The sequence below is a fragment of the Paenibacillus odorifer genome, from assembly GCF_000758725.1.
GTDB classification, from domain to species: Bacteria; Bacillota; Bacilli; order Paenibacillales; family Paenibacillaceae; genus Paenibacillus_AQ; species Paenibacillus_AQ odorifer.
Genome location: NZ_CP009428.1, coordinates 5292593 through 5308084, shown reverse-complemented (window position 1 = coordinate 5308084; position 15492 = coordinate 5292593). Strand labels below are relative to the sequence as shown.

Annotated in this window: 15 protein-coding genes; 13 read left to right on the top strand and 2 right to left on the bottom strand. The window is 45.1% G+C overall.

All coding sequences use genetic code 11. The features are described 5' to 3' along the window. The first annotated feature begins 100 nt into the window (after nt 1-100). The 3 genes from PODO_RS23235 to PODO_RS23225 all read left to right on the top strand — a co-directional run bounded on the left by PODO_RS23235 (nt 101) and on the right by PODO_RS23225 (nt 2844). Nucleotides 101-640, top strand: coding sequence for an RNA polymerase sigma factor (locus PODO_RS23235; protein WP_052097267.1), 540 nt, complete (start codon nt 101-103; stop codon nt 638-640). Continuing rightward, a complete protein-coding gene (locus PODO_RS23230) occupies nt 637-1755 on the top strand; it encodes a hypothetical protein (protein WP_038572959.1) in 1119 nt (372 codons plus the stop codon). Before PODO_RS23235 ends, PODO_RS23230 begins: the two co-directional genes overlap by 4 nt. Nucleotides 1756-1827: 72 nt before the next feature. Continuing rightward, a complete protein-coding gene (locus PODO_RS23225; protein ID WP_038572957.1) occupies nt 1828-2844 on the top strand; it encodes a LacI family DNA-binding transcriptional regulator in 1017 nt (338 codons plus the stop codon). Nucleotides 2845-3328: 484 nt separating this feature from the next. Here PODO_RS23225 and PODO_RS23215 read toward each other — a convergent pair whose 3' ends face one another. Continuing rightward, nucleotides 3329-4279 carry a sugar kinase gene (locus PODO_RS23215; protein WP_036677538.1) on the bottom strand — a complete coding sequence of 317 codons (951 nt, stop codon included), beginning with the start codon at nt 4277-4279 and terminating at the stop codon, nt 3329-3331. A gap of 346 nt (nt 4280-4625) precedes the next feature. On the opposite strand from PODO_RS23215, the gene PODO_RS23210 reads away from it, so the two are divergent. The 6 genes from PODO_RS23210 to PODO_RS23185 all read left to right on the top strand — a co-directional run bounded on the left by PODO_RS23210 (nt 4626) and on the right by PODO_RS23185 (nt 9679). Then, complete coding sequence (locus PODO_RS23210) at nt 4626-5267, top strand: bifunctional 2-keto-4-hydroxyglutarate aldolase/2-keto-3-deoxy-6-phosphogluconate aldolase (RefSeq protein WP_038572952.1); 642 nt, start codon at nt 4626-4628, stop codon at nt 5265-5267. Nucleotides 5268-5505: 238 nt separating this feature from the next. Then, nucleotides 5506-5742: a hypothetical protein gene (locus PODO_RS23205; protein WP_038572950.1), complete on the top strand. Its 237-nt coding sequence runs from the start codon at nt 5506-5508 to the stop codon at nt 5740-5742. A gap of 308 nt (nt 5743-6050) precedes the next feature. After that, nucleotides 6051-6599, top strand: a complete 549-nt coding sequence (locus tag PODO_RS23200; protein WP_036677530.1) for an RNA polymerase sigma factor — start codon at nt 6051-6053, stop codon at nt 6597-6599. Continuing rightward, the gene (locus tag PODO_RS23195) at nt 6596-7858 is read left to right on the top strand and encodes an anti-sigma factor family protein (RefSeq protein ID WP_038572948.1); all 1263 of its coding nucleotides are present in this window, start codon (nt 6596-6598) and stop codon (nt 7856-7858) included. Before PODO_RS23200 ends, PODO_RS23195 begins: the two co-directional genes overlap by 4 nt. A 276-nt stretch (nt 7859-8134) precedes the next feature. After that, complete coding sequence (gene holA / locus PODO_RS23190; RefSeq protein WP_036677525.1) at nt 8135-9154, top strand: DNA polymerase III subunit delta; 1020 nt, start codon at nt 8135-8137, stop codon at nt 9152-9154. 36 nt (nt 9155-9190) lie between these two features. Beyond that, nucleotides 9191-9679 carry a hypothetical protein gene (locus PODO_RS23185; protein ID WP_038572946.1) on the top strand — a complete coding sequence of 163 codons (489 nt, stop codon included), beginning with the start codon at nt 9191-9193 and terminating at the stop codon, nt 9677-9679. A gap of 158 nt (nt 9680-9837) precedes the next feature. On the opposite strand, the gene rpsT is transcribed toward PODO_RS23185, so the two are convergent. Next, nucleotides 9838-10110, bottom strand: a complete 273-nt coding sequence (gene rpsT, locus PODO_RS23180) for a 30S ribosomal protein S20 (protein ID WP_036677521.1) — start codon at nt 10108-10110, stop codon at nt 9838-9840. A gap of 304 nt (nt 10111-10414) precedes the next feature. On the opposite strand from rpsT, the gene gpr reads away from it, so the two are divergent. From gpr to lepA, 4 genes are all read left to right on the top strand, one after another. Then, nucleotides 10415-11416 (top strand): GPR endopeptidase, encoded by a 1002-nt coding sequence (gene gpr / locus PODO_RS23175; RefSeq protein ID WP_036677518.1) that lies wholly within the window; start codon nt 10415-10417, stop codon nt 11414-11416. A gap of 156 nt (nt 11417-11572) precedes the next feature. After that, entirely contained in the window at nt 11573-12913 is a 1341-nt protein-coding gene (locus PODO_RS23170) for a stage II sporulation protein P (protein ID WP_036677516.1), read from the top strand. Between the two features lie 35 nt (nt 12914-12948). Next, nucleotides 12949-13434: a hypothetical protein gene (locus tag PODO_RS23165; protein WP_036677514.1), complete on the top strand. Its 486-nt coding sequence runs from the start codon at nt 12949-12951 to the stop codon at nt 13432-13434. Between the two features lie 140 nt (nt 13435-13574). After that, nucleotides 13575-15389: a translation elongation factor 4 gene (lepA, locus tag PODO_RS23160; RefSeq protein WP_036677511.1), complete on the top strand. Its 1815-nt coding sequence runs from the start codon at nt 13575-13577 to the stop codon at nt 15387-15389. Nucleotides 15390-15492: the final 103 nt, after the last annotated feature.

Below are 15492 nucleotides of genomic sequence, written 5' to 3'. Positions count from 1 at the left end.
GTTCATCGGTGGTGTTTTTTAATGAATGACCTATTTTTTTATTTTAGAGGGAACTTTTTCAAGTTTGGAAAGTCTTATTAGGCAAGGGGTGAGGCGAAACATGCTAAGCGAAGATATACCATATACAGCAGCGTACGCGCCCGCAATGAGTTTGCGGGAAATGATGGAGGCGCATGGCTCGGATGTGTGGAATTATGCTTTTTTCTTAACTAGAAGTCGAGAGCAGGCAAATGATATCAGCCAAGAAGTATTTTTGAAGGCGTATAAGAATGTTGGGAAATACCGGGGTCAATCTTCGATGAAAACCTGGCTGCTTACAATTACCAGAAATACGGCCTTCAGTTGGAGTAAAAATAGCTTTTGGCGCAGATTCATAGCTTTGGGCGATCAACCTACTACTGTTAATGCTCCTTCTGCGGAAAAAGAAGCTCTCGGCAATCAGTATGCGAACCGTATCTGGGAAATTATTATGACCCTTCCAGAGAAGAACAGAGAGGTGCTTGTGCTAGATATTCAACATGGATTATCCATTGCCGAAATGTCAGATTTGCTGAATGTAGCACAAGGAACCGTGAAATCTCGGCTCGCGCGGGCGAGAGAGAAGGTTAAAGAGGCTATCCAGAAGGAGGAGAGGGAATGAAACGCAACGCGGATGATAGTAATCCAGTGATGATCGGGCAGACGGATTGGTATGCGGAAGCAGGCAAAAGACCTTTCATTGAAGATGGTTTCACGCCTGAGTTAATGATGCGGATCGAACAGGCTGCTGTGAATAAAAGTTCAGGTTACAAACGTTATTGGATGAATAAAAATGTGCTTCTAACCAGTCTGGCTACGGTTTTGTTGATAGGTGCGCTTACCTTGCCTATGGGTGTATGGAAAAACACAGGGCCAATCCATTCGCCATCCGTTCAGTCACAAGGCGCAGGCATACTGCCTTCTTCTAGTTCTGCAACTAATGATAAAGCGTTAGAGCCTCCGACAAGTCCAGTAGAATTTGAGATTAGCGGTAAGAAATACTACATGCCTTTGCCAATGAACAGAGATAAGAGCAAAGCGTATGCCGTTGAGACAACAGCGGGAATTCTTTGGTCGCCGCCACCCCCGATGGTTGACTACAAGAAGCCAAAGTACACACATCCTACAGAACCGTTCACTCTTTACCTGAGCTCTAAGGACCAGACGGAGCTAACGGCTTCTTCGGCTACTAGGATTTATACTTTTCCTCTTTATGGGGGAGGGGCAAGTACGTATCAATATTTGAGTGGATTTTTTGGGGCAGGCGATTACGTCCTGTTAATTTCCTTCAAAATGACTCTTGGTGTAGGAATGTATGAGGATGTTAAATTTTCAATGCTTAATGTTAAAAAAGCAGCGGCGGGAGAATCTGTAGTTCCAATAGCGCTTGCATCCTTCGATAATACACTTTTAGAATACAAGTCATTAATCGCTGTTGATAAGGAGCATGGACAACTCGTACTTAGTTACTTAGAATATGCAGGGGATAAAAAGTACAAAGAGAAAACCGTACTTTATGATATGGAGACCATGAGCATTCCAACACCTGCTACAGCAATTGGTTTTAAAGAGATTAAGGGAGAAACATTAATTATGGATTATAAAGTGGGTGGGGAACAACGTAAAGCGGATATTCTTACGAAAGCTGGATTGGGGTGGCTGGATGAGAATTGGGCTTTTTTATCCGAAGAGCAACAAAATAAGCTTTATATGGATTATATGAACAATACTCCCTAGTAGATAAATCACTAAATAAAAGCTATACTTTTTGATAAAGTATTTTCTTTTGAGAAGAGTGGAGCCGAAGCGATGAAGAAGTTAACGATTGATGATGTGGCTCAAAAAGCGGGAGTTTCGAAAAGTACGGTCTCCCAATTTTTGAACAAACGTTTTAAATATATGAGTGAAGCGACGAAAAACCGGATTGAGGCAGTAATTGAGGAGCTTAATTATCAGCCGAATGGTCTGGCGCGCAGTCTGAAGCAGAATCGGACGCATATGGTCGGGATCATCGTAGCCAATATTGACTATACGCTGTCAATCCAATGTATCCGGGCGATTGAGAATGAGCTGCAGCATCACGGAATCCAAGTGATCATATGCAACGCGGATGAGAATGCGGAGAAAGAAAGCAAGTATGTAGAAACCTTAATCGCACGTCAGGTGGACGGGCTGATTATTTTTCCTACAGGGAATAACCCGTCTGCCTATAGCAAGCTGATAGAGGCTGATTTTCCGCTAGTCTTTATGGATCGTCTGGTAGATGGAATCACCACGCAGAGTCTATTGCTGGACAATGAAATGGCGGCAAAGATAGGCGTAGGGCAGCTAATACAGCAAGGTCATGAGCGGATTGCTCTGGTGTCCCTCCCAATTGGGGAGCATGCGATTACCCCTCGGAAAGAGCGGATTAGTGGCTACAAAAAAGCGATGGAAGAAGCGGGCATAACGCTGCGTGAGGAGTATATTTGCAGTGTATCCAAAGAGGAATTAGCTTCGGGGCTGGAACACTTATTAGCACTGCCGGAGCCGCCGACCGCGTTGCTTGCTACGAACGACATCACGCTAGCGGAGATTCTGAAATATGCGAATCGAAATGCCATCTCTATTCCAGAACAGTTGTCGGTCATCGGGATAGATGATGCGGAATTCGCGCAAATATATAATCCGGTCATTACGACAATCCGACAGCCTGCTTACGAGATGGGGATGCAGGCTGCCAAGATTATACTCTCTTGTATCGAGGATAAGGGAGCTTCTGTTCCAATTACATATCGTTTCCCGCCGACCTTGCAGCAAGGGCAGTCGGTGAAGTCTTACAAATAAGTTTGAACTATAAAAAGGGGAGTGCCCAGCAGCTATTTCTTAGCTTGTTGAGCACTCCCCCTTTTATTGGACCTAACTTTATCTAAACACTAAACTTGGGTTTGATTGAGTAATATTTTCGCGCAGGAAGTCGCTATCGGACTCAGCTGATCTTATAAGCAGTATAATCCCATATTTGGAGTACTATCGGACCCCATCGCAGTTATCGGCATGGAAAACATGCTAAATGCCCTTTTTCATAAGGAATAGCGTCACTGGAGTTCGAAACTACGCCGCAAAGGTAAAAAAATCGCAAATAGCGTCTTCTGGGTCCGAAAGCCCCAGGGGTACGTGATTACACTGCTGAAGCATAGCAATAGCAATAGCAATAGCAATAGCAATAGCAATAGCAATAGCAATAGCATAGCCATAGCAGCCAATCAGCGACCCAAAAAGCAGAGCAGCGCTCCTCCAATAACGGAGAATCGCTGCTCTTTTGCGATTATTAGACTTCTTGTTGCATAAACTTCGCAAGTTCCTCACGGGTGGGAAGTCCGTCCATATCGCCTGGCGACATGACGGCTAACGCACCGATCGCATTGCCGCGTTTGACGGCCTCAGCAATCGGAAGCTTTTCCAGCATCGCACTGATTACGCCAACCGCAAATCCATCACCTGCACCCACCGTATCAACAACCTGCTCCACCTTGAATCCGTCCACGTAACCTTCCCCAGCAGAGGATTTATAGTAAGCGCCTTCAGGGCCAAGCTTGATGACGACTAAGCTTACGCCACGCTCCAGGTAATAGTCAGCAATCTCTTCGGGTGTGCTCAGTCCGGTAAGGATTTTACCTTCACCGAGTCCCGGCAGGAACCAGTCGCAGCGTGTAGCCAGATCATTGATGGTACTCACCATTGTTTCTGTATCCGGCCATAAGCTAGGACGCAGATTAGGATCCAGAGAGATCGTCTTTCCTTTACTCTTCATAAATTCCATAGCGTGAATAGAAAATTCAAGACAGTTCTTGGACAAAGCGGCGGAGATACTTGTAACATGCAGATGTCCTGCGGAATTGAAGTAGGCCTCGTCAAAATCCTCCAAACTAAGCGTGGAGGCCGCGGAGTTTTTGCGGAAGTATTCGACCTTTGGATCGCCGGTAACCACTTTCGATTTGATAAGCATACCTGTTGAATACTCTTTAGTAAAAGTAATATTGTCCGTATTAATGTTCTCATTCTTCATCGCCTGAGCAATGAATGTGCCAAAGTTATCTTCGCCAAGCTTCGTAACATAACCTGTAGGATGATTCAAACGCGACAAGCCTGTAGCCACGTTGCTTTCTGCACCTGCTAATGCTTTGGAGAACGAAAATACTTCATGCAGAGGACCGGCCTCATTCGCATAAAACATCGCCATCGGCTCCCCGAAAGTGACGGCATCCAGCTGTTTACTCATTTTTAGTTCCTCCTAGGGTAATGATTTTATCCCAGTATAATGATTTGTAATTTGAAATTATCACATAAATCGGTTTTGTACAATAAAAGAATGATTGTTAACCAAAAAACTTTTTTCGTAAAAAGAAAATAATGTTTCCATAAACCCTTGTTTTATAAAGGTTTTTCTTAGATTTTATTACTTATTTCCCTCTGATGTAATAAAAATGTATTGACTGTTAATCGTATTGTTATTACTATTTCCTTATAGAACAAAACGCAATAATTAGTAAATTTAATAAAAAAGTTTACCTAAAAAAGTATTTCCTGTTTATCTATGATCGTACCAAGAGAAAGGGAGTCTACTGATGAAGAAAATGAAAGTATTACAGAATGTGGCATCCGTCGGGGTTGTAGCGGTTATTCGAGCAGATAGTGCTGAGGAAGCTTTTAAGATGTCCGTTGCTTGTATAGAAGGCGGTCTAAATAATATTGAGGTAACTTTTACTACACCAGACGCGGACGTGGCGATTAAGAGATTGGTTGCAGAGTACGGGAGTCGTGCGGTGATTGGCGCCGGAACTGTCTTGGACCCATTAACAGCTAGAATAGCCATTCTTGCAGGTTCAGAGTTTGTCGTTAGTCCCTCTTTTGAAGTGGAGACAGCTAAGATGTGTAATCTTTACGGCATTCCCTATATGCCTGGTTGCATGACATTAAATGAAATGAAGGAAGCGTTGAAGTACGGCGTGGATGTGCTTAAACTGTTCCCTGGCAGTGCTTTCGGTCCGGATTATGTAAAAGCGGTTAAAGGTCCTATGCCACATGTGAATATTATGCCGACCGGTGGCGTGGATTTGAACAATATGGAGAAGTGGATTGCAAACGGCTGCATGGCTGTGGGCATTGGGGGGAATTTGACTGCACCGGCGAAGAATGGCCGATACGATCAGATTACCGATCTTGCTGCCCAATATGTGGCGAAGTTTAAAGAGATAAAAGGGATTTAATGTATAGTTCGAACGAAGATTGAAATCCAGATTCGCGTTTTTATTTATAGGCTGTGTGGCTGACAGATGTTGGCCATGCAGCCTTTTTATGTTGATTTTCTTTGAGCTGTCCATATTCCTTTTATTCTATGCTTTTTAGAAAGTATAGAATCGGGATAAAGATAATAAACTATATAATAGAAGAGTAGTGATACATGGACTGAACGTCAGGATCTATTATCCAGCCGGGAGTGAGTATATGCCTGCTTATAATGACAAAAAGCTGTATCAAGCAGCGGATGAAGATGATGCTGAGTACGTAGAAATTGAGTCGGCATTCCATGGTTGTAAGGTGACGGAAGGGCAGATCTACAGATTAGAGCGCAATTACAATAACCCTCAATTATTTGAGAATGGAGAAGCCTATGTGGTGGATGATGAGACTAGGGAAAACTACGCGGTCTTCATGCTCTGCAAAATTGCGCTCTATAAATAGAGTTTCTTGCCCGATTCCGGAGGGTAATATTTAAGACAGACGGCTTCATTTCCGACAAGGGGATAGGCCGTTTCTTTTGATGTCATTTTTGTTACTAAGATAGTGAAAAAGAGTATTTGAATGATTGTTGTTTCCCCTGTATGCTTAGTAGGAATTATTGGCTGTGCAATGCGGGATAGCGCGTTGTAACGGCTGGCTTAACATGACGTTCTAAGAAAAGTTTGGTATTCTAAAAATATTAATTACACGGTTGCAACAAATTCGCAGTCTTGCGCGTCAGTAAGATTGCATAGAGAGGGGGAACCTTCGTGGTGGAGCAGGGACTCATCAGAGCCGCTCAAGCGGGCGATCGCGACGCTCTAATCACCCTATTGCGAGAAATTGAAGGACATGTATATAAAACGGCCTTCTACATTTTGCATAATGAACAAGATGCGTTAGATGCATCTCAGGAAGCCTTGATCCGGGTTTATACAAAAATCGGCTCATATGAGGAGAAGGCCCAGTTCAAAACGTGGGTTCAGCGAATCGTCACTAACATTTGCATTGATAAATTCAGAAGAACTAAACCTACAGTTTCTATTGATGAACATGAAATGGTGTTTCAGGATAAACACAATGTGGAACGTGAGGTTCTATCCTCTTATTTAGCTGAGGATATACGTGAAGCAATTGATCAATTGCCCGAGCATCATCGGACAGTCATTGTCCTGCGCTATTTACAGGATTTTTCTTACAACGAGATTGCAGATTGTCTGGATTTGCCCTTGAATACAGTGAAATCATACTTATTTCGGGCTAGACAGCAACTGCAGAATAGACTTCAGGAGTACCAGAAAGGTGGTGTATCGGGATGAAATGCGCGGAGGTGATGGAATGGATGCACCGCTATTTAGACAAAGATTTGAGTCAAGATGAGATTGTTGAGATGTTCCGTCATATCGATAATTGTCCTTCCTGCGCGGAAGTCTTTGAGCGCCTGACACTTCTCTCCAATGAATTGGAGCAGTTGCCAGACGTGAAACCCCCGTTTAGTCTGGTTGACTCTATTTTACCTCAGCTTGCAGAATTGGATCGAAGCAGTCGTGAACAGAGTGCTGTGAGATCTGAGGAGCCGGTTGTTGTCCCATTTTCACGTGAAAGCTCCCGCGGTAAACCTGCCAAGGGAACCTCTATAGCAACACGGACAGGCATTGGAGCTATTGCAGCTGCCGTTCTATTAGGGATCGCAATATTTAATATGCCCGATAAAATGCCTGGGGCAGAAGTGGAACAAAGGATGCAGGATAGCGCTAAAACAGCCAGCGATGATACTAAGGATACAGCAATGGAATCGCAAGCTTCTATTACTGCTAACTCTGATGGAGCTTCACCTGCCGCTGGTGGAGAGAACGAGGGCGCTGCGCAGTTTAAGGCGGATGCACCGGAGATGAACGAAGATAACGCCGCTTTAGATAGAGCGACGGGACCAGTGGACCCTGCCTCGATGCCAAGTGCACCGGCGGATGCAGCTGATGCGGGAGCGGGAGCTGGAGGGCGGTCGATCACTGAACCGCCTCAAAGCGCAGATCCTAAGCCGACAGAGAAGATTGCTCCGCCAAGGCAGGATGTCGCCACGAAATCTCAAAATTCAGATTCTAGCAACGCCAGTAGCAATCAGCTAAAGGTGGATAATAAGGAGCAAACTGCTGATATGAATTCAGACAGCGCAGCCGATTCTGCTCCACCGATGGAGGATTCTTTAAAGTTTCCATATGACTACGGACGGGAAGTTATGAGCTTAAGCAGTTCTGAAGATCCTAATGTGCAGACCTGGACTTCTCCTGATGGTCAGTATGCTATAGAATTTGTTGGGTTGCAGCTTGTAATTTATAAGAAGTCGCCAGAGGGCTCAGCGGAAGAACGGTTAGCCGTAAACTCTTATCCGCTAGAAGGAAATTGGATTTCTGGTGAATGGTCCGCGGACAGCTCGAAGTTTACGTACGTGACAGAAAAAGATGGTGTGAATGTAACCAAGGTGTTCACTGTACAGGAAGCAGCTACTGCTTCTTCAAGTCCGGCTGCATCCCCTGGAGCGACCCCAACGAACACTCCAACCTCATCTTCAACAAATTAAAGTGGGGTTGGAACTTTTTTCGAAGTTTCTGAATATACTATATCAACAGGACAGGAACTAGAAAGTATAGGTTTTGCAGAACATCGGTATGACCGCCGGATGTGGAGTTTCTAGAGCTTCGCACTCCGTCGTTTATATAGATGCGCCGCTTAAACGGAGAGGCTTTGGCCATGGCTGCCAGAGTTTCTCCGTTTTTGCATGCATTTTTGTAGTTTTTTTTGCTACAATAGAACTCTGGACAAAATGGGCTAGATGAATGGAAAAGGAAGTGGCGGGATGGATGCCAAAACGGCGATAAAAGAAATCAAACAAGGGAAGATCTCACCGTTGTATGTTTTATATGGCAGTGAGAAATTTCGAATGAATGAATTCACGGCACTGCTGGAAGAACAGCTGATTGCTAAAGAGGATCGTGATTTCGCAGTTATTCCCTTTGATCTCTCTGAGACGCCGGTGCAGGCTGTGGTAGAAGAAGCGGAGACTGTGCCATTTATGGTAGAACGTAAACTATTGCTGGTGCGGGATGCCTCGTTATTTACAGCGGGCAAAGAAAATGCCAAACTGGAGCATCGTATAGATCTTTTAAGTGACTATTTGCAGCATCCTGTAGACTTCAGTGTGATCGTCTTTATGGTGAATAATGATAAGCTGGATGAGCGAAAAAAAATTGTGAAGACTGTCAAATCAGTGGGCACAGTATTAGCCTTTAATCCGCTGGGAGCAGAAGAGCTGCTGCGCTGGGTGGAAAAAGGAATTCGTGAGCGTGGTTGTGTAATGGCACCTGGCACTGCAGAAATTCTTATAACGAATGCAGGCACCGGCTTGCAAGGTTTATCTGCAGAGATGGACAAGCTTTGTTTATTCGCTGGTAAGGGCGGCACTGTGGATGCGGGGGCCGTAGAGAGTCTGGTACATCGTGGAACAGAACAAAATGTGTTTACGCTTGTTGAGGATATCGCTAATCTGCGTCTTGATAAGGCGCTTGATACATTATATGAGCTGCTGAAGCAGCGTGAGGAACCGATCAAGATCGCAGCGCTGGTTGCGCGGCAGTTCCGCATTATTTTGCAGGTTAAGGATTTATCAGCACATAGTTATTCGCAGGGACAGATTGCGTCACAGATCGGATTGCATCCTTATGCGGTTAAGCTTGCTGGGGAGCAGGCCCATAAGTTCTCCAGTGAACGATTGCGGCAAATCTTAAGTGCATTGGCGGATCTGGATTATAAAATGAAAACAGGGGCTATAGACAAAGTGCTAGGGCTGGAGCTGTTCATGCTGCGTTTAGGTGTCTGAGCTAAGAAGGGAAAGAGTATTGGAGATGATCTGACTATGAAAAGAATATTTCAATATTCGGCACTGCTTTTACTCGTTCTACTAATTAGTTCCTGTGGCAAAACGGATACTAATTCACCGTCAGGATCTGCCTCTGATTCGCCTGCGAATACGAATACCTCTGCAGATGCACCTTCTTATTTTGGGGAATGGAGTGTACAAAGTATAGTAGGTTCTACACCTGTCTCGGCAGCGGAGGATGAAAAGCTTATTGGAATGCGAGTAACTTATTCGATAGAAAAAGCATCTTTTGATAAAGATGAAATTATGAGCCCTGAATATAAGGAAGAGAACATCACTAAGGATGACTATTTTAACGAATACAGAAATGAATTAAGTGACCTTGGGATCGAAACGGAATCGGTTAAGACGGTATCTATAAATAATTGGACGAATCCCGGCAGCAGTTTTATTGTTAAAGACGATCAAACGATGATTTTCTTATGGGATGGTAACTATTATGAAATGAAAAAAGAGAAAAAATAAATGAAAGAAGACCGCCTCTCTAAGGTGGTCTTCTTTCATTTAACACACATCTCTTAAAAGTAACTAACACTACTTATTATTAATTAATAGACACAAAAAAACCTAACCGTATGAAGCATAGCGGTCAGGTTCTTCAATTGCTCATTATGAATGTCGTCTTAGGCTTGAGCCGTAAGAGCGTTCAATTTCTTCGCCAAGCGGGATTTTTTGCGGGCAGCCGCATTTTTATGAACCAGACCTTTACTTACGGCCTTGTCCAGCTTTTTGGAAGCAGCTAGGAAAGCAGCTTGAGCAGTTTCTACTTCCGTACCAGTCAGAGCTACATCAGCAGTTTTCACAGCTGTACGAAGCGCGGATTTTTGGGAAGCATTCAGTGCACGGCGTTTTTCGTTCGTGTTTACGCGTTTAACCGCGGATTTAATATTTGGCATTGCATTCACCTCCTGTAAGACATTCGAAATCATTATCAAATGATTCACAACTTAAAATAGTTTAGCATGACCGGTAGCAAAAAGCAATACTTAAAGCTTTCAAATTAAACCTCCGTATCCTGCATAAACATTGGCTTTCTCTCGCACACTATCGACAAAAGAGCATAGGCAGAAGCTTGCCAAATGAGGATGAACTCATGGAAGTGTATGCTTACAAAACTAAGCAGCTGCTTTCGAAGTGAGTTTTGTTCGAAGTAATTCATGGAAGTGTATGCTTACAAAACTTTTAGGAGGCTGGTACACAATGGAACCGGATCTGCAGCTATATTCTGTGCGCACCGATTTGGCGTTAGAGGCAAAGGAAATGGCTCAAGGCCCACAACGAACGCCAATCCCTGGTGTGAACGAAGAAGTGGAAGAGTCTGATGGGATTAAAGTGACCCGTCTTGGTGTAGCTAATGCTGCCGGATCACAGGCAATAGGACGCGCAATTGGCAACTATGTAACCCTTGAGGTACCCGCTCTGCGTGGCGGAGATACAGGCTTGCAGCAAAAGGTGGCAGAAGTTTTTGCCCGCGAATTTGAGGACTTTTTGATCAGAATTGGGATTGGCAAGGATGCATCTGTGTTGATTGTTGGTCTTGGTAACTGGAATGTTACACCGGATTCACTGGGTCCTTTAGTGGTGGAGAACTCACTCATTACACGGCAGTTCTATGAGTTGGTTCCGGATCAGATCTCCCCTGGTTATCGTAAGGTGAGCGCTATTGCTCCTGGAGTGCTTGGGCTGACTGGAATTGAGTCGAGTGAGGTCGTGCAGGGAATCGTGGATCGCACGAAACCTGAGCTTATTATCGCCATAGATGCGTTGGCATCCCGGTCACTGGAGCGTATCAATACGACGATTCAAATTGCGGACATTGGGATCCATCCCGGTTCGGGGATTGGCAACAAGCGACGTGGATTGACCCAAGAAATTCTGGGTGTTCCTTGTATCGCAATCGGAGTGCCCACTGTCTGCTATGCCTCAACTATTGTGAATAATGTGCTGGAGATGATGAAAAATCACTTCGGGCAAGGAGCAAACCATACTAAGGAAATCATGGGAATGCTGGACGATATCTCTGAGCAGGAACGCTTGTCATTAGTGAAGGAAGTGCTTGAACCCCTGGGGCACGATTTGATCGTCACTCCCAAGGAAATCGATGAATTTATTGAAGGGATCGCGAATATCGTGGCCAGTGGTCTGAATGCGGCTTTACATGATGCGGTTGATCCTGAGAATGTTGGCGCTTATACCCACTAACTGAATTATGGTTTGTTAAGCCCGGCGGGATGCTGAATTAAGGTATCCTGTACGGGCTTTATGTCTATTCTCTCATTTTCGGTTCTAGTATTGCTCTTGCACTCATAGATTTGGAGTATAAGAGATTACAGAGGGCTGGAGGAGGACATAACTACAATGAATAAAAAATGGTTTCAGCTTTGGAACATCGGCCGTTTAAGGGGAAAAATGCTGGATGTTTTATCGCTGGGGAGAACGATGCTGCTGTTGGCCGGAGGTTCACTAGTATTTTTTATGCTGCTTGGAGCTGGTGGATTGGCCGGACAGAAGCTTAGCTCTTCACCCATTCCTTCAATGAAGGGGCTTGCCGCCTCCCTGTCTAGTGGTTTTTTCATGGAGCTGCTGGGGATGGAGGTGCCGCATTTACCGCAGGGTAAAGAGCCATCCGCTTTTTCAGGTGAAAAGGTAACTTCTTTCGTATTTCAGTTGCTGACCAGCGTGAATCCAGGTGACCCTAAGAGTCTAGTCTCTCGTGAAGTGCCGGGGATGGCGGCGGATGATCCATTTCTTTTGCGGAAAGGTTCAGGTGGATCTACAGGAGCACCAGTGGATTATCATCCTGGGACTGATGAGCTGGCTGAGGGTAGTGGAGATGCGGAAACTTCTGTTCCGGACGAAGGGGACAAGCAAGAAGATGTTACAACACAGCAGCCTGAAGCGACGGTTGCACCATCTCCTGATCCATCAGCGGCGGAGGAAGGGACGGATAAGAGTAATCCGCAAAGCGGCACAGACAGCACTAAGGATACCTCGATCAAACGGATTCTAATCTATCATTCACATCCTAGAGAAGCCTACAATCCTCTGTTAGGGGCAGCAAATGAAAATCCCAGCTCCGGAGTTTCAACTAAAAATGTAATGCTGGTAGGATCATATATTACGAAAAGACTGGAACAGCTCGGGATTGGTACGGTTCATGCCAAAGAAGATTTTCCGACCAAAGTCACCGACTATAACTGGAACTTTTCCTATAAATATTCCCGGATCTTGGTTAAATCAGCACTCAGCGCAAATGAGGAAATGGATAGTTTTATCGACATTCACCGTGATTCGCAGCGTCATAGCAAAACAACAGCTGTTATTGACGGGAAAAGCTATGCACAGGTCTATTTTATCATTGGACATGCAAATAAAGACTGGAAGAAGAACGAAGAATTTGCCAATAAGATTCATCAACAGCTTGAAAAGAATTACCCGGGAATATCTCGTGGGATATGGGGAAAAGCTGCGGGTAAAGGCAACAACGGAGAGTACAATCAGACCCTGTCTCCCAATAGTGTTTTGATTGAAGTGGGCGGAATTGATAACTCGGCTGAGGAATTAAAGCGGACGGCTGATATTTTGGCAGATGCTATCGCTGATGTGTACTGGAGCAGTCATGACGCTCAGAAGGTGAACGCACCTGAAAAAGTGGCGAATCCCACTACAACACCAAAGAAATCAAACGGAGCTTCGTAAAATAAATTACCAAGGATCAAAAAGGAGTGGTGTACATGTCGCGTTTCGGAAAAAAACTGGTTATGGTTGGGATTTGGGCAGGGATTGGCATCCTCTTAGGGATGCAGTTCGGCGGAAGCGGTGGGTCAACAGTCTCTAAGATTCTACCCGGCTGGAATGCCAGCCCGACTACGCAGACCAGTCAAGTAACAGGCATGCAGCCACAGCCACAACTGCAAAAGAATGGTGTGACACAGGGTGGGCAGACTTATGTATATGTGCCAATGGTAATCGATCCTGTCACAGGTGCATATACGGCTGTTTCTCCTTTGCCTCAAAATAGCAATACAACGCCAGCCGCAGATCCTCCTCAGCAAGTTGTGGATGATTATAGTACGAAATCTCCGGAGCAAATTCTAATTCCTGAGGAGCAAAAGCCTACAGTCGATGTTCTGGCAGATAAGACGGCAGGTCTCTTGCAGCAGGCTTCCCAGAAGGGAATCCGCTGGGTAGTTTCATTGTTCGCTTCGGCAGAAAATTAACAGCAAATTTAGAAGAAACGGTTATTTCACGGGATCGTGTATAGCTGTTTCTTTTGTTTTGGGCCAGCGCGGGATTGATGGAGTAAGCTTGTACTGTTATAATAAGTGGATTAATATCAGGCTGTCTGTGGGGGTAAGGAATGACTGACGTTCAGAAAAGACAACAACAAATTCGCAATTTCTCGATTATTGCACATATAGACCATGGTAAATCGACACTAGCTGACCGCATTTTGGAATACACGGGGGCACTAACCACGCGTGAAATGCAGGAACAGGTACTCGATCAGATGGATCTGGAGCGCGAACGTGGTATCACAATAAAGCTGCAAGCCGTGCGTTTAACCTATCGTGCAGACGATGGTGTAGAGTATTATCTCAACTTGATTGATACACCGGGGCACGTCGATTTCACCTATGAAGTTTCCCGCAGTCTTGCAGCATGTGAAGGCGCACTGCTGGTCGTGGATGCGGCTCAAGGAATTGAAGCACAGACGCTGGCCAATGTGTATTTAGCACTGGATAACAACTTGGAAATCCTACCTGTGCTCAACAAAATTGATTTGCCAAACGCTGACCCTGACCGGGTAAAGCAGGAGATTGAGGATGTTATCGGGCTGGATACCAGTGAAGCGGTTATGGCATCTGCCAAAGCCGGTATCGGAATCAAGGAAATTCTGGAGCAGGTGGTGAAGCAGGTTCCTGCGCCATCCGGTAATTCAGAAGAGCCGCTTAAAGCATTGATCTTTGACTCTCACTACGATCCTTACAAAGGCGTTATCGTCTATGTGCGCGTAATGGACGGGAAGATCCGTGCGGGTTCGAAGATTAAGATGATGGCAACTGAGAAGACCTTCGAGGTCATTGAAGTTGGCGCATTTATGCCGCGTATGACCATTGTCGATGAATTGAACATCGGTGATGTTGGCTTTATCGTAGCTGGGATCAAGCATGTTGGAGATACCCGTGTCGGTGATACTGTCACTGACGCAAAGAATCCTACTGCTGAGCCGCTTCCGGGTTACCGTAAGATCAACCCGATGGTATATTGCGGGTTGTATCCGATTGAGACCTCCGATTATAACGATCTTCGTGAGGCCTTGGAGAAGCTCCAGCTAAATGATGCTTCGCTAAGCTTTGAGCCGGAAAGCTCAAGCGCGCTTGGATTTGGTTTCCGTTGCGGTTTCCTTGGACTCTTGCATATGGAGATCATTCAAGAGCGGATTGAGCGCGAGTTCAATCTGCCGCTAATCACAACAGCGCCGAGTGTTATTTACCGAATTATGCTGACCAATGGCGAAATGATCCAAATCGACAACCCGTCACATTATCCGGAGATCGGTACGATTGACTATATTGAAGAGCCGTATGTTAAAGCAGCGATCATTGTGCCTAACGACTTCGTGGGTACTGTAATGGAGCTGTGCCAGAACAAACGCGGCGAGTTCGTAAATATGGAATATCTAGATACTAATCGTGTAACGATTACGTACGAGATTCCGCTGTCAGAGATCGTTTATGATTTCTTTGATCAGTTGAAATCCGGTACGAAAGGATATGCTTCTTACGACTATGAAATTTGCGGATACCGTCGTTCGAATCTGGTCAAGATGGATATCTTGCTTAACAATGAGCAGGTCGATGCCTTGTCCTTTATCGTTCACCGCGATCGTGCCTACAACCGCGGACGTATCATTTGTGAGAAATTACGTGGGATTATCCCTCGTCAAATGTTCGAAGTGCCGATTCAAGCCTCTGTGGGTACGAAGGTAGTTGCGCGTGAAACCGTTAAGGCGATGCGCAAAAACGTACTTGCTAAATGTTACGGCGGTGATATTTCCCGTAAACGGAAGCTGCTTGAGAAGCAAAAAGAAGGTAAGAAACGCATGAAGCAAGTGGGTAGTGTAGAAGTACCACAAGAAGCGTTTATGGCAGTACTGAAGATCGACGAGTAAAAAATAGGTAGAGCCGGGAGAATATCCCGGCTCTATTTTTTTGAGCAGGAGCAGATTACAATAGGGGGAAGGATTGTAAGCACATACAAAGTGAGGGGAGTCC

Bases quoted from the DNA above. Each gene is read 5' to 3' on its own strand.
- PODO_RS23235 (WP_052097267.1), top strand. From the start codon at position 101: ATGCTAAGCGAAGATATACCATATACAGCAGCGTACGCGCCCGCAATG.
- PODO_RS23230 (WP_038572959.1), top strand. From the start codon at position 637: ATGAAACGCAACGCGGATGATAGTAATCCAGTGATGATCGGGCAGACG.
- PODO_RS23225 (WP_038572957.1), top strand. From the start codon at position 1,828: ATGAAGAAGTTAACGATTGATGATGTGGCTCAAAAAGCGGGAGTTTCG.
- PODO_RS23215 (WP_036677538.1), bottom strand. From the start codon at position 4,279: ATGAGTAAACAGCTGGATGCCGTCACTTTCGGGGAGCCGATGGCGATG.
- PODO_RS23210 (WP_038572952.1), top strand. From the start codon at position 4,626: ATGAAGAAAATGAAAGTATTACAGAATGTGGCATCCGTCGGGGTTGTA.
- PODO_RS23205 (WP_038572950.1), top strand. From the start codon at position 5,506: ATGCCTGCTTATAATGACAAAAAGCTGTATCAAGCAGCGGATGAAGAT.
- PODO_RS23195 (WP_038572948.1), top strand. From the start codon at position 6,596: ATGAAATGCGCGGAGGTGATGGAATGGATGCACCGCTATTTAGACAAA.
- holA (WP_036677525.1), top strand. From the start codon at position 8,135: ATGGATGCCAAAACGGCGATAAAAGAAATCAAACAAGGGAAGATCTCA.
- PODO_RS23185 (WP_038572946.1), top strand. From the start codon at position 9,191: ATGAAAAGAATATTTCAATATTCGGCACTGCTTTTACTCGTTCTACTA.
- rpsT (WP_036677521.1), bottom strand. From the start codon at position 10,110: ATGCCAAATATTAAATCCGCGGTTAAACGCGTAAACACGAACGAAAAA.
- gpr (WP_036677518.1), top strand. From the start codon at position 10,415: ATGGAACCGGATCTGCAGCTATATTCTGTGCGCACCGATTTGGCGTTA.
- PODO_RS23170 (WP_036677516.1), top strand. From the start codon at position 11,573: ATGAATAAAAAATGGTTTCAGCTTTGGAACATCGGCCGTTTAAGGGGA.
- PODO_RS23165 (WP_036677514.1), top strand. From the start codon at position 12,949: ATGTCGCGTTTCGGAAAAAAACTGGTTATGGTTGGGATTTGGGCAGGG.
- lepA (WP_036677511.1), top strand. From the start codon at position 13,575: ATGACTGACGTTCAGAAAAGACAACAACAAATTCGCAATTTCTCGATT.